This is a genomic window from Saccharothrix deserti (assembly GCF_009769385.1).
Lineage (GTDB): Bacteria > Actinomycetota > Actinomycetes > Mycobacteriales > Pseudonocardiaceae > Actinosynnema > Actinosynnema deserti.
This window is the reverse complement of the sequence record NZ_ML775964.1, coordinates 111290-123842: the sequence shown is the minus strand read 5'-3', so window position 1 is coordinate 123842 and position 12553 is coordinate 111290. Positions and strand designations below refer to the sequence as shown.

General features: G+C 71.1%; 11 protein-coding genes. 7 read left to right on the top strand and 4 right to left on the bottom strand.

The window, feature by feature from the left end:
• Nucleotides 1-25 precede the first annotated feature (25 nt).
• Nucleotides 26-670 (top strand): GntR family transcriptional regulator, encoded by a 645-nt coding sequence (locus tag FM051_RS10485; RefSeq protein WP_158842738.1) that lies wholly within the window; start codon nucleotides 26-28, stop codon nucleotides 668-670.
• Nucleotides 671-688: 18 nt separating this feature from the next.
• Here FM051_RS10485 and FM051_RS10480 read toward each other — a convergent pair whose 3' ends face one another.
• The 3 genes from FM051_RS10480 to FM051_RS10470 all read right to left on the bottom strand — a co-directional run bounded on the left by FM051_RS10480 (nucleotide 689) and on the right by FM051_RS10470 (nucleotide 3961).
• On the bottom strand, nucleotides 689-1552 hold the full coding sequence (locus FM051_RS10480; protein ID WP_158842737.1) for an alpha/beta fold hydrolase: 864 nt from the start codon (nucleotides 1550-1552) through the stop codon (nucleotides 689-691).
• Nucleotides 1553-1628: 76 nt separating this feature from the next.
• Complete coding sequence (locus FM051_RS10475) at nucleotides 1629-2798, bottom strand: acyl-CoA dehydrogenase family protein (protein ID WP_158842736.1); 1170 nt, start codon at nucleotides 2796-2798, stop codon at nucleotides 1629-1631.
• Nucleotides 2799-2809: 11 nt separating this feature from the next.
• Nucleotides 2810-3961 (bottom strand): acyl-CoA dehydrogenase family protein, encoded by a 1152-nt coding sequence (locus FM051_RS10470; RefSeq protein WP_158842735.1) that lies wholly within the window; start codon nucleotides 3959-3961, stop codon nucleotides 2810-2812.
• A gap of 76 nt (nucleotides 3962-4037) precedes the next feature.
• On the opposite strand from FM051_RS10470, the gene FM051_RS10465 reads away from it, so the two are divergent.
• From FM051_RS10465 to FM051_RS10440, 6 genes are all read left to right on the top strand, one after another.
• Nucleotides 4038-4652 carry a TetR/AcrR family transcriptional regulator gene (locus FM051_RS10465; protein ID WP_158842734.1) on the top strand — a complete coding sequence of 205 codons (615 nt, stop codon included), beginning with the start codon at nucleotides 4038-4040 and terminating at the stop codon, nucleotides 4650-4652.
• Between the two features lie 30 nt (nucleotides 4653-4682).
• Entirely contained in the window at nucleotides 4683-5678 is a 996-nt protein-coding gene (ligD, locus tag FM051_RS10460) for a non-homologous end-joining DNA ligase (RefSeq protein ID WP_158842733.1), read from the top strand.
• Nucleotides 5679-5727: 49 nt separating this feature from the next.
• Nucleotides 5728-6615, top strand: coding sequence for an aminoglycoside phosphotransferase family protein (locus tag FM051_RS10455; protein WP_158842732.1), 888 nt, complete (start codon nucleotides 5728-5730; stop codon nucleotides 6613-6615).
• 98 nt (nucleotides 6616-6713) lie between these two features.
• Nucleotides 6714-6911: a hypothetical protein gene (locus FM051_RS10450; protein ID WP_158842731.1), complete on the top strand. Its 198-nt coding sequence runs from the start codon at nucleotides 6714-6716 to the stop codon at nucleotides 6909-6911.
• 129 nt (nucleotides 6912-7040) lie between these two features.
• Entirely contained in the window at nucleotides 7041-9794 is a 2754-nt protein-coding gene (locus FM051_RS51630; RefSeq protein ID WP_158842730.1) for a glycosyl hydrolase, read from the top strand.
• A 159-nt stretch (nucleotides 9795-9953) separates the two neighbouring features.
• Nucleotides 9954-10643: a DUF6319 family protein gene (locus FM051_RS10440; RefSeq protein WP_158842729.1), complete on the top strand. Its 690-nt coding sequence runs from the start codon at nucleotides 9954-9956 to the stop codon at nucleotides 10641-10643.
• Between the two features lie 360 nt (nucleotides 10644-11003).
• On the opposite strand, the gene FM051_RS10435 is transcribed toward FM051_RS10440, so the two are convergent.
• On the bottom strand, nucleotides 11004-12518 hold the full coding sequence (locus tag FM051_RS10435; protein ID WP_238412284.1) for an alpha/beta hydrolase: 1515 nt from the start codon (nucleotides 12516-12518) through the stop codon (nucleotides 11004-11006).
• Nucleotides 12519-12553 lie beyond the last annotated feature (35 nt).

Below are 12553 nucleotides of genomic sequence, written 5' to 3'. Positions count from 1 at the left end.
CGTCGTTCGGCGCTAGGAGACGTTCGTGACACCTCCCCTGCACATGAGCTTGGCCGGTCAGACCGTGGACGTGCTCCGCGAGCTGGTGCTGACCGGCGAGATCCCGCCCGGGGCGCGGGTGAACGAGGTCGAGCTGGCCCAGCGGCTGGGCATTTCGCGCGGGCCGCTGCGCGAGGCGATCCGGCACCTGGCGTCCGAAGGGCTGCTGGTGCTCGCGCCGCACCGGGGCGCCTCGGTCCCGACGGCCGACGCTGCCGACGTGCAGGCCCTGTTCGAGCTGCGGGCGGCACTGGAATGCGCGGCGGCGGAACTGGCGGCCTCCCGGCGGACCGACGCGGACGTGGTGCGGCTGCGCGCGGTGTGCGAGGAGTCGCGGCGGGCGTACTCGGCGGGTGAACGCTTCCCGTACCGGTTGGACCTGGCGTTCCACCAGTCGTTGCTGGACGCGGCGCGGAGTCCCCGGATCGCGGAGCAGGTGCGGTTGGTGCAGCAGCGGGTGGTGTTGCTGCGCAGCGGGCTGCGGGACGACCCGCCGCACCAGCAGGCGTCGTTGGACGACCACGACGCCCTGGTCACGGCCATCGCCGCCGGCGATCCGTCCCGTGCTTCGGACGTGATGCGCAAGCACCTGGCCCGCGTCTGCGCCCAGATGCTCACCAGCCTCGGCTGACCGGCCGGGTACCGCGGGTCAGTACGTGGCCAGGTGGTCGAGGAGGTGGAGGGTTGTCTCCTCGGCTGCCTCCTCGGGCACGAAGTGGCCTGCCTCGGGCACCACGTCGAACCGGTACGGGCCGGTTGTCCACTGCGCTGTGTTCCGGGCCGTGTCGGGGGAGACGACCTTGTCGTCCTCACCCCACAGGTAGCGGGTGGGCACGGGAACCGGCTGGTAGGCGTCGGTGAAGTCGTTGGCGCGGTACCAGTTCAGGGCTGCCGTCAACGCGCCCGGTTCGGTCAGCTTCCGCACGTACTGCGCCACGCGTTCCGGCGGGATCGCGGACGGCCAGCCGTCGCGCAGCCACGCGGCGTTGTCGGCCAGCAGGACGCGTTCCGCCTCGCCGGGGTCGCGCAGGTGGTCCAGGTGCGACCACCTGCGCCGCTGGTCCGGGTCGGTGCGCAAGGCCTCGGCCAGGGCGCCCGGGTGGGGTGCGGACACGGCCGTCAGCGTGCGCACGCGCAGCGGGAACCTCGACGCCGTGATCCACGCCGTGATCGCGCCCCAGTCGTGCCCGACCAGGTCGAACCTCGTCCACCCCAGCGCGTCCGCGATCTCGACCACGTCCCGCACCGCGTGGTCCAGGCCGTAGGCGGCCACCGGCTTCGGTCGCACGCCCGGCGAGTAGCCGCGCAGGTCCGGTGCGACCGCGCGGTACCCGTGGGCGGCCAACGCCCGCAGCTGGTGTGACCACTCGATCCCGCACTCCGGCACACCGTGCAGGAGCAGCACCTTGCGACCGGCCGCGGGACCGGTCGCGATGGCGTCGAACGTGCCTGCCGGGGTCGTGATGCGGCGACGCGTCAGGTCGGACTCGAAGAGCGCGGGTCGTGATCGCATGCACTCATCGTGCTCGGACGGTCGCGGTCAGTCCCTGGTGTGCGCTCCCGGAGGGCGGGTGGGGGCAGCCCTACCCTCAGCCGAGTGTCCCGGTCACCTTCGCGTGGCCCTTGAGCAGGTTGCGGGCGATGGTGCGGCGCTGGATCTCGTCCGTGCCCTCGTAGATGCGCAGCAGCCGCAGTTCCCGGTACCAGCGCTCGATCGGCAGTTCACGCGTGTAGCCCATGCCGCCGTGGATCTGGAGGACCCGGTCGACGATCTCGTTGGCCTTGATGCCGCCGTAGAGCTTGGCCATGCTCTGCGCCTGCCGCGAGTCGGCCTTCTGGTCGACCAGCCACGCGGCGTGCAGCACGAGCCACCGCAGCGCCTCGATCTCCACCGCCGAGTCGGCGATCATCCACTGGATGGCCTGGTACTCGGCGATGGGCTGACCGAACGTCACCCGGTTCTTGGCCTGCTCGATGGCCATCTCCACCAGCCGTTCGCACGTGCCCAGCGCACGTGCGGGCAGCAGGTAGCGGCCCTGGCCGATCCACTGCATGGCCAGGTGGAAACCGCGACCGACCTCGCCCAGCACGTTCTCCTCGGGCACGCGGACGTTGTCGAACACGAGCGCGGCCGGACCCCACTGGCCCATGGTCGGGATCGGCTCGGACTTCCAGCCCATGTCCCGGTCGACCAGGAAGCACGTGACGCCGCCGTCCGCGCCCTTCTCGCGGTCGGTCACCGCGAACACCATCACGAAGTCGGCTTCGTTGCCCTGGGTGATGAACGTCTTCTCGCCGTTGATCACCCACTCGCCGCCCTCCTTGCGGGCGGAGGTGCGGATGGCCTTCGCGTCCGAGCCCGCGCCGGGCTCGGTGATCGCGAAGCACGACACGCGCTCACCGGAGATGGTGGGCAGCAGGTAGCGCTGCTTCTGCTCCTCGTTGGCGTGGAACAGGATGTTGTCCGCGTAGCCGCCGAAGCGGAACGGGACGAACGTGCGGCCCAGTTCGGCCTCCAGGAGCGCCGTCATCAGCGCGCCGAGGCCCATGCCGCCGTACTCCTGGGGCGTGAGCACGCCGAAGAAGCCCGCCGCCTTGGCCTTGTCCTGGAGTTCCTTCAGCTCGTCACGGGTCAGACCGGGCTGTCCCAAGCGCTCGCGGCGCAGCACCTCCGGTTCCAGCGGCGCCACCTCCTTGCGCACGAAGGTCCGCACCCAGTCGCGGATCTCCTTCTGCTCCTCGTCGAGCGTGAAGTCCATGCAGTCCTCCTCTATGCGAACGCGTTGATGCCGGTCAGCGCCCGGCCGATGAGCAATTTCTGGATCTGGCTGGTGCCCTCGTAGAGGGTCGTGACCCTCGTGTCGCGCAGGTACTTGCCCACCGGGTACTCGTCGATGTAGCCGTACCCGCCGAAGACCTGGATGGCGTTGTTCGCCACCCGGACGGCGGCTTCGCTGGCGTAGAGCTTCGCCATGGACGCCTCCGTGCCGAAGGGTTCGCCCCGGTCGGCGAGGTCCGCGCACCGCCACGTGAGCAGCCGGGCGGCGTCGGTTTCCACCGCCATGTCGGCCAGGAGTTCCTGCACGAGCTGGAAGCCCGCGATGGGCTTGCCGAACTGCTCGCGTTCCTTGGCGTACTCGAGGCTCGCCTCCAGTGCACCGCGCGCGGCGCCGACGCAGCCTGCGGCGACGGACATCCGGCCACGGTCGAGGGACGCCATGGCCAGCTTGAAGCCCGCGCCCTCGTCGCCGAGGCGGTTCTCGTCGGGGACCCGGACCTGGTCGAGGGTGAGTTCGGCGGTGGCCTGGCCGCGCATGCCGAGCTTGCCGTGGATCTCGGTGGCCCGGAAGCCGGGCGAGTCGGTCGGCACGAGGAACGCGGTGATGCCCTTCGGGCCGGGGCCGCCGGTGCGGGCGAAGACCAACGCCACGTCGGCCCACGTCCCGTTGGTGATGAACACCTTCCGGCCGGTGATCAGCCAGTCGTCGCCGTCGCGGACGGCTTTGGTGGCCAGGGACGCGGCGTCGGAGCCGGTGCCGGGTTCGGTCAGGCCGAAGCAGCCCAGTCGACGGCCCGCGCACAGGCCGGGCAGCCAGCGTTGTTTCTGCTGGTCGGTGCCGTGTTTGAAGATGGTCTTGGCGACCAGGCCGAGGGAGACGGAGATGATGCCGCGCACCGCCGAGTCGCCTCGGGCGATCTCCTCCAACACCAGGCAGTAGGCCAGGTTGTCGCCGCCGGAGCCGCCGTGCTCCTCGTCGATGCCCAGGCCGAGGAAGCCGACCTCGCCGAGGGCGGGCACCAGCTCGCGGTCGATGGCCTCGTCCCGGTCCCAGCGCGTGGCGTGCGGGACGATCCGCTCCTCGGTGAACCGGTGGGCGAGCTCCTTGAGCTGCCTGTGTTCGTCGGAGATGCGCAGATCCACCGGGTGGCCTCCTAACCGAACGGTGTTAGGTTATCTAACCTAGGCGCGGAGACGACCACAGGCAAGGGGAGCGGACATGCCGAGGAACCCCATCCTGAGTGCCTCGCGCATCCGGACCGCCGCACTCCACATCATCGACCGGGACGGGCTCGACGGCCTGTCGATGCGCAAACTCGCCGCCGAGCTGGGTGTTCAGGCCGCGTCGCTGTACGGGCACGTGAGCACGAAGGACGATCTGCTGCACGAGGTGGCGGCCGGGATCCTGGAGAAGGTCGACGTGTCCGGGTTCGAGAGCGGCGACTGGCGGCAGGGCCTGCTCAGCTGCGCCCGTTCCTACCGGGCGGCGCTGGCCGAGCACCCCAACATCGTGCCGTTCCTGGCGTACGGGCCGGCGCACCGCGAGGCGTCGCTGCGCCGGCTGGACGTGGTGCACGGCGGGCTGGTGTCGGCGGGGTGGTCGCGGCGGGAGGCGACCATGATCGCGGCGTCGTTGCTGTACCTGGTGTTCGGCGCCGCGCTCACGTCGTTCTCCAGCGGGTTCTCCGAGGACCAGGCGTTCTACCGGGACCGGTACCCGAACCTGGACAAGGCCCACCTGCTGACGTCCGTGGCGCGGGAACTGGACCACGACAGCTTCGAGTTGGCGCTGAACGCGTTCGTCACCGGGCTGGCGGCGCGAGTGCCTGGGTGAGTCGGTGGTTCGTTGGTTAGGCTCGCCCACGTGGCCCAGGCTGTGGAACTGAACGTCGGCGAACGCGTGGTGCGGGTGTCGAACCCGGGCAAGGTCTACTTCCCCGAGCGCGGGATCAGCAAGCTGCAGGTGGTCGAGTACTACCTGGCTGTCGCCGAACCGCTGCTGCGCGTGCTGCGCGACCGGCCGACCACGTTGAAGCGGTTCGTCGACGGGGTGACCGGGGAGGCGTTCTACCAGAAGCGGCTGCCCAAGGGGGCGCCCGAGTGGGTCGAGACGGCGCGCGTCAAGTTCCCGTCCGGGCGGCCGGCGGACGAGGTGTGCCCGACCGAGCCCGCGGTGCTGGCGTGGGCGGCGAACCTGGGGACGTTCGACTTCCACCCGTGGCCCGTGCGGCGGTCGGACACCGATCGACCGGACGAGCTGCGCGTCGACCTCGACCCGCAGCCGGGCACGGACTTCCGGGACGCGGTCGAGGTCGCGATGGTGCTGCGGGAGGTGCTGGACGAGCTGGGGTTCACCGGGTACCCCAAGACGTCCGGCGGTCGGGGCGTCCACGTGGCCGTGCGCATCCGGCCGGAGTGGGATTTCGTGGACGTGCGGCACGCCGTGATCGCGCTGGCGCGCGAGGTGGAGCGGCGGGCGCCGGACAAGGCGACCACGTCGTGGTGGAAGGAGGAACGCGGCGAACGCGTGTTCCTGGACTTCAACCAGGCCGCCCGGGACCGCACCATCGCGTCCGCCTGGTCCGTCCGCGGCACCCCGCGCGCCACCGTGTCGACTCCGGTGACGTGGGAGCGCCTGTCCACTGTGGACCCGGACGAGTTCGACGTGTTCACCGTGCCGAAGTACTTGGCGGACAACGGCGATCCGCATGCGGGCCTGGACGACGAGGCGTTCGGCATCGAGACCCTGCTGGAGTGGTACGAGGCCGACGACCGAGGCGAAATGCCGTACCCGCCGGACTACCCCAAGATGCCCGGCGAGCCGATGCGGGTGCAGCCGTCGCGTAAGAAGGCCGACTGACCCGATATTCGCTCGCGCCGGATCGGGGAGGCGATCTAGCGTCCCGCGCGTGAGCTTCCCGGCGGCGGTTACCGAAGAGCAGTTCGACGCGCTCGACGACGAGGCGTTGCGGCCCGGTGTGGGGGCGTTGTGCGCCCACCTCGGGGTGTCCGGTGACGTCGAGCGGTTCGTGGACGGGTCGTTGCCGGTTTACGCGGTGGGGGATGGGCATGTGCTCAAGTTGTTCCCCACCGTCCACCTGGACGAGGTGGCGATCGAGCGGGACGTGTTGGAAGCCGTGCGGGGGCGGTTGCCGGTGCCGACGCCCGGGTTGTACGCGGCCGGTGAGTTCGGTGGGTGGGGTTATGTCCTCATGGAACGCCTGCACGGCGAGAGCCTGAAGGACGTGTGGCCGCGACTGGACGAGGACGCGCGGCAGGACGTGTCACGGCAGGTCGGTGAGGCGTTGGCCGCGCTGCACGACGTCACGCCGCCGGAGTTGGAGCCGGGCGACTGGGCCGAGTTCGTGCGGGTCCAGCGGGACGGGTGCGTCGAACGGCAGCGGAGGCGGGAGCTCGGGGCGGAGTGGTTGGAGCAGATCCCCGACTTCCTGGACGGTGTGGACCTGGGGCGACCCGAGTTGGTGCTGGCGCACACCGAGGTGATGAGCGCCCACCTGCTCATCGCCGACGGACGGCTCAGCGGCCTGTTCGACTTCGAGCCCGCCATGCGCGCCGCCCGCGAGTACGAGTTCGTCGCCACCGGCGTCTTCCTCACTCGCGGTGACCGGAAGGCCAACCGGGCGTTGCACGACGGGTACGGCCGCACGGTCGACCCGCGCAAGGTGCTCGCCTACACGCTGCTGCACGTCTACTCGAACCTGCCCTGGTACCTGCGCGAGGTGCCGACCCGGGCCAAGACCCTGGACGAGTTGGCGGACCGCTGGTTCGGGCACTGACTTTGCGCCAACCGGCTGTTTCCGGCCTCGGTTCAGCCGCGATCCGACTGGTCCTCTCGTACGATGGACGGCAACGCCGAAGAGAGGGAGGCAAGTCGATGACGCATGCGTATGTGGTGCGGTTCGTCGGCGGCCCTCTGGACGGCCGGGTCGACTCGCACGCCAAGCCGCCCGAGTCGCCGAAGCAGACCGTCACCCACGTTCACCTGCACGGCGGTCCCAAGATCGTGCACCACTACGACCTCCAGTACGCCGTCGAGTACGGCTGCGAGTACCGCCTCCGGGTCGAGGAATAGCGCCAGGCGCCCCCCGGCTCTTGACAGGGTCAGAACGGTCGGCCGTAGACAGACAGCAACCACGGGTTTACCGTTTGCGATGCGTGAGAGCGCTCTCACAGTGCTGTGAGTCCCCTGCTGGAGGTCCCCGTGCGTTCAATCCGCCCCCACCTGGCGGCCGCTGCGGTCGCCGTGGCCGCGGCTGCCGCGATCCCCCTCGCCCTGCCCGGAACGGCCGGCGCCGTGACGGTCGGCGCGGGCAGCTACGCCACCACCCGCCCGGCGGGCGCGGTCGGCCCGTCGAACTCGGACGGCGCGGCCGTGACGCCGAAGGTCACCGCCCGGATGGCCGGCCGCCCGGTCCCGACCAACGACTGGTGGTCGTCACTGGCCTTCCAGCGCTACGCGGGCAACCCCTACTCCGAGAACATGTACGCCCACCCGCTGACCTTCCACGCGGCGGCGCAAGGCCTGGGTGTCGGCTACCCGACCAGCCCGAACGTCACCTCCGACGGCAGGTTCTACGAGTTCATGCACCAGGACGACCTGTTCGTCGGCGTCAGCGGCCTCAACGCGCCGCGCACCGAGGTCGACGGCTGGTCCGACTGGACCGTCACTCCACTGTGGACCGACGGCGCGCGCACCCTGCGCACCACCATCGGCCACGGCTCGCCGTACGTGTACGCGGAGGCGACCGGCGGCGCGGCCAGGGTCGGGTTCAACGGCGCCACCACGATCTGGAGCAACACCGGCACCACGCTCGGCGTCACGGTCAACGGCCGCGACTACGCGTTGTTCGCGCCGAGCGCCTGGTCGGTCGTCGGCGCCGCCGAGGCCACGGCGTCGGCCGGCTTCTTCTCGGTGGCCGTGCTGCCGAACCGCGACGCGCTGCCCCTGTTCCAGCGCTACGCGTTCTCCTTCGTCACCGATACCAAGGTCAACTGGACGTACGACTCGGCGAACGCCCAGCTCAGCGCCACCTACACGGCCGCGACCACGGCCCGCCAGGGCACCCAGACGGGCACCCTGCAGGCCCTCTACCGGCACCAGTGGCTCAACTCCGCCGACAGCGTCACCGCCCACCGCTACACCTCGCCGCGCGGTGAGATGCGGTTGCGCGAGGGCTCGTCGTTCACGACCCGCAGCACGTTCAACGGCGTCCTGCCGGCGCTTCCCCTGTCCTCGGCAGCCGACCGGAACCGGCTGCGGGCCGAGATCGACCAGGAGCTGAACGCCGCCGACCCGTGGAAGGGCGCGGCCGACACCTACTGGACCGGCAAGGCCCTGTGGCGCCTGGCGGCACTCGCGCGGGTGGCGAACCAGATCGGGTACACGGCGGGCCGCGACCGGCTGCTGGCGCTGGTCCGCGACCGGCTCACCGACTGGCTCACCGCGACGCCCGGCGAGGCCGACAAGCACTTCGCCTACGACGCGACGTGGGGCACGCTGATCGGCTACCGCGCGGGCTTCGGCAGCGACGCCGAGCTGAACGACCACCACTTCCACTACGGCTACTACGTGCTCGCCGCCGCCGTGCTCGCGCAGCACGACCCGGCGTGGGCGTCCGACTCCCGTTACGGCGGCATGGTCAAGCTGCTGGTCAAGGACGCGAACAACTACGACCGCGCGGAGACGCGCTTCCCGTTCCTGCGCAACTTCGACGCGTACGCGGGGCACGGCTGGGCGTCCGGCCACGCCGGGTTCGCGCACGGCAACAACGAGGAGTCGTCGTCCGAGGCGATGATGTTCGCCACCGCCGCGGTGCTGTTCGGCCAGGCCACCGGGGACACCGCGCTGCGCGACGCGGGCATCTACCTGCACACCACGCAGGAGACCACGATCGGCCAGTACTGGTTCGACAAGGACAACGCGGTGTTCCCGTCGTCCTTCGGCCACGACACGCTCGGCATCGTGTGGGGCGCGGGCGGCAGCTACAGCACGTGGTGGACGGCGAACCCGGAGGAGATCCACGGCATCAACATGCTGCCGATCACCGGCGGCTCGCTGTACCACGCGGACTACAAGGCCGACATCATCGCCAACGTCAACGAACTGCGCGCCAACAACGGCGGCACCGAGGTCGAGTGGAAGGACGTCATCACCCAGTTCCTGGCGATCGCCGACCCGGCGCAGGCACTGGCCAACTACGGCGGCGGCCTGACCCCGGAGGACGGCGACTCACGGGCACACGCCTACCACTGGGTCACGTCGCTCGACACCTACGGCACACCCGATCTTTCCGTCACGGCGAACGTGCCGACGCACGCCGTGCTGAGCAAGAACGGCGCCCGCACGTACGTGGCCTACAACCCCGGCACGGCGGCGACCACCGTGACGTTCTCCGACGGGCAGACCCTGTCCGTGCCGGCGTCGTCCACCGCGTGGCGCGGGCCGGCGGGCAGCGGCGTGGACTCCGGATCGGGTGGTGTGAACCCCACTACTACTACGACCACGTCCACCACGACGACGACCACGACGGCCCCGCCGCCCAGCCGTGACGCCTTCGGCACCATCCAGGCCGAGTCCTACGACCAGCACAACGGCCTGGTCAAGGAGACCACCACGGACACCGGTGGCGGCCAGAACATCGCCGCCGTCGCCAATGGCGACTGGGCGCTCTACCGGGGCGTCGACTTCGGCACCCGCACCGGGCGGCAGTTCGTCGCCCGCGTCGCCAGTGGCGCGGCCGGCGGTGTCAGCGGTCTGGTGGAGGTCCGGATCGGCAGCCCCACGGCCACGCCGGTCGGCAGCTTCGCCGTCGCCGACACCGGCGGCTGGCAGAGCTGGCGCACCGTGCCCGCCAACATCAGCGGCCTCACCGGCAAGCACGACGTGTACGTCACCTTCACCAGCGGCCAGCCCGCGAACTTCGTCAACGTCAACTGGATCACGTTCGGTTCCTGACCAGCCCACCGCGCCACCACGAACTGCTGTACCACGCCTGTAAGCAAGAAACCCGCCCCCGTGCGAGGTCGCCGTCTGCGGAGCAGCGGCAATTCAAAACTGTCGGTGCGGTAGGGCAAGCTGCACCCGACAGGTCTTGTGCAAGTCGTGGAGGTACCGATGGCGAAGGCGAAGCAGAGCTCGTTGTCCCCCCAGGACATCGACCACTTGCGCGCGGAACTGGCCGCCGGCCGCCCGCCCGCGGTCTGGTTCACCTCCGCCGCGGTCGGGGTGGAGGCCGGGCGGTCGGCGAAGGTGGTGGCGTTCACCGAACCCGCCGAGGGCGACTACATCCAGGTGCGGCCGACGGGGGAGAAGGACGAGCTGTCGTTCTCCCCGGCCGAGCTGACGGTGGAGAAACCAGCTCCGCGCAGACGTGCGCCCGCGCCCGTCGCGGCGAAGGCGGCCGAACCCGAGGCGCCCGCGCCGGTCGAGCACATCTACACGCCCGCGCCGCCGCCCCCGAAGCCCGCTCCCGCGCCCGCACCTCCGGCCGCCGAGCGCAAGCCCGCCGAGCGCAAGCCCCCGGCGCGCAAGCAGGCGAAGCCGGCCGAGGTGACGGTGACGCTGGTGTCGACCGCCGACGGCGAGTGGACGGTCGACGTGCAGTGGGGTTCGAAGCGCACGTTGAAGGCCGCGCCGGTGGCCGCGTCGGCGGTGTCGCAGGCGGCGAAACTGCTGCCCGCGGAGGTCGACGAGGCGGTGGAGAGCGTGCTCAGCGCGGCGCGGGAACGTCATCTCGCCCGCGTGGAGCAGCTGCGGGCGGAGCTGGAGGCGGCGCAGCGGGCGTTGGACGACCTGACCGGCTGACGGAATGCGAACACGTATTGCAACGTATTGATGATTGGCGTTCCGCGATCGGGTGAGGGGACTTCCCCTGGCCGGCGGTAGGGCTGGACGGTGAGGTCGAAATACCTTCGGACCTACCTTCGGTCGCCAGGAGGTCCGCTCGATCCAGGGGAGTCAACGATGGTGGTAGAGAGCACGACGGCGGAGCAGGTCCAGCTCGACGGCTGCGGTTGCTGCAACGGCTGCACCGGCCCCGGCTGCGGGTGTTGCTCCAGCTGTTAGGCCGTGACTGTTATGTCGTGAACGGGAAGTTCCCGGCCCCGGCCGCGCCCCAGCGCGCCGGGGCCGCGGTGTGCTCGCGGGTCAGGGGCAGGGTCAGGCTCAGGGCGGGCAGACGGTGCCGCTGGTCGGCACCTTCGCGTTGACCAGGAACTCCTGGGACGCCGCCGTCGCGCACGCCGACTGCCCGAGCGCGCCGTGCCCGGCGCCCTGCCAGCCGATCACGATGCCGGCCGGCAACGCCTGCGCCGCCCGTTCACTGCCCGCCTGCGGCGTCACCGGGTCGGCGGCCGTGGTGAGGACCAGGATCGGGGGCGCGCCGACCAGCCTCGGCACCTTCGCGGGCTGCGGCACCGGGAACGGACCGCAGGCCAGCAGCTCGCGGGCGAAGTAGGCGCCGAACAGCGGGTGCTTGGTCCGCCAGTCCGCGGCCATCCCGGCCACCCGCTCGGGCGGGATCCGGGTCGTGGTGTCGTTGCAGCTGGTGATGATCTCCGCGTCCAGCCACGGCGGGTCGTCCTCGTCCCGACCGACCAGGAGCGGCTCGACGAACGCGCTCAGCTTGGTCTCGTCGCCGGCCTCCGCGGCCACCAGGGCGTCGGCCAGGGCAGGCCACCGCGACCGGTCCGCCAGACCCGCCAGCACCGCCACCGTCGCCGTGCCCGGCGTCAGGTCGAAGTCACCGCCGCGCAACGGCCGGTCCCGCAACGACCCCAGCAACGCCTTGAACCGGTCCGTCGCCGCCGCGCCCAGCGGGCAGCCCCGGATCACGCAGTCCTTCTGGAACTCCGAGAACGTCTCCTCCGCCGCCACCGCGCGCGTCTCCGCCACGCCCGGCACGTCCAGCGTCGGGTCCGGCGCGCCGTCGAACACCATCCGCCCGATCCGGTCCGGGTAACGGCTGGCGTACACCGTCAGCACCTTCGAACCGTCACCGATGCCGATGGCGTTCAGGTGCGGCACGCCCAGCTCCTCGCGCAGCTGCTCGAGGTCCGCCGCCGCACGCCACGAGTCCACCGCGGGCAGCCGGTTCTCCAGGTCGAGCACGCACTCCCGGCTGGCCAGCGTGTAGGCATCCGCCAACTCCTCGTGCGACTCCTCGCCCGGATCGGCCTCCACGATCCCCACCCGCGCCGCGTCCGGCACGCACTGCACGCCGTCCGACTTGCCGGTGCCCCGCCGGTCGACGCCGATCAGCGTGAACGTGCTCAGCACCTGCGGCGGGAGGCTCGCGGCCAGCCGTGCCGCCTTCAGCGTGCCCGGCTCGCCACCCGCTTCGCCGACCACCACCAGCGGGCTGCCGCCGGTGCCGACGCGCAGCAGCGACATGCCCAGGCTGCCCCGGCCGGGACGGCTCGGCAGGTCCAGCCGCACGGTCAGCCGCGCGCACTCGTAGTCCCAGCCGCCGGCCGGAACCGTGTCACCCATCCGTGCCCTGGTGGAGTCGGTGCACGTCGACCAGGACAGGCCGGGCGACTCGTAGTTCGCCAGCGGCGGCACCTCGCGGGGACCGGCCGGGACGGTGGCGGTCGACGGCTCCTCGCCGTCACCGTGCACGGCGATCACCGGACGGGTCGACGGACCCGCGCTGCACGCGGCCAGCGCGCTCAGAGCCACCAGGATCAAGGTGGCGTGACGCCGACGCGGCACAG

Coding starts and splice junctions, on each gene's coding strand:
- FM051_RS10440 (WP_158842729.1), top strand. CDS start 9,954: ATGGCGAAGGCGAAGCAGAGCTCGTTGTCCCCCCAGGACATCGACCAC.
- FM051_RS10475 (WP_158842736.1), bottom strand. CDS start 2,798: ATGGACTTCACGCTCGACGAGGAGCAGAAGGAGATCCGCGACTGGGTG.
- FM051_RS10480 (WP_158842737.1), bottom strand. CDS start 1,552: ATGCGATCACGACCCGCGCTCTTCGAGTCCGACCTGACGCGTCGCCGC.
- FM051_RS10450 (WP_158842731.1), top strand. CDS start 6,714: ATGACGCATGCGTATGTGGTGCGGTTCGTCGGCGGCCCTCTGGACGGC.
- FM051_RS10465 (WP_158842734.1), top strand. CDS start 4,038: ATGCCGAGGAACCCCATCCTGAGTGCCTCGCGCATCCGGACCGCCGCA.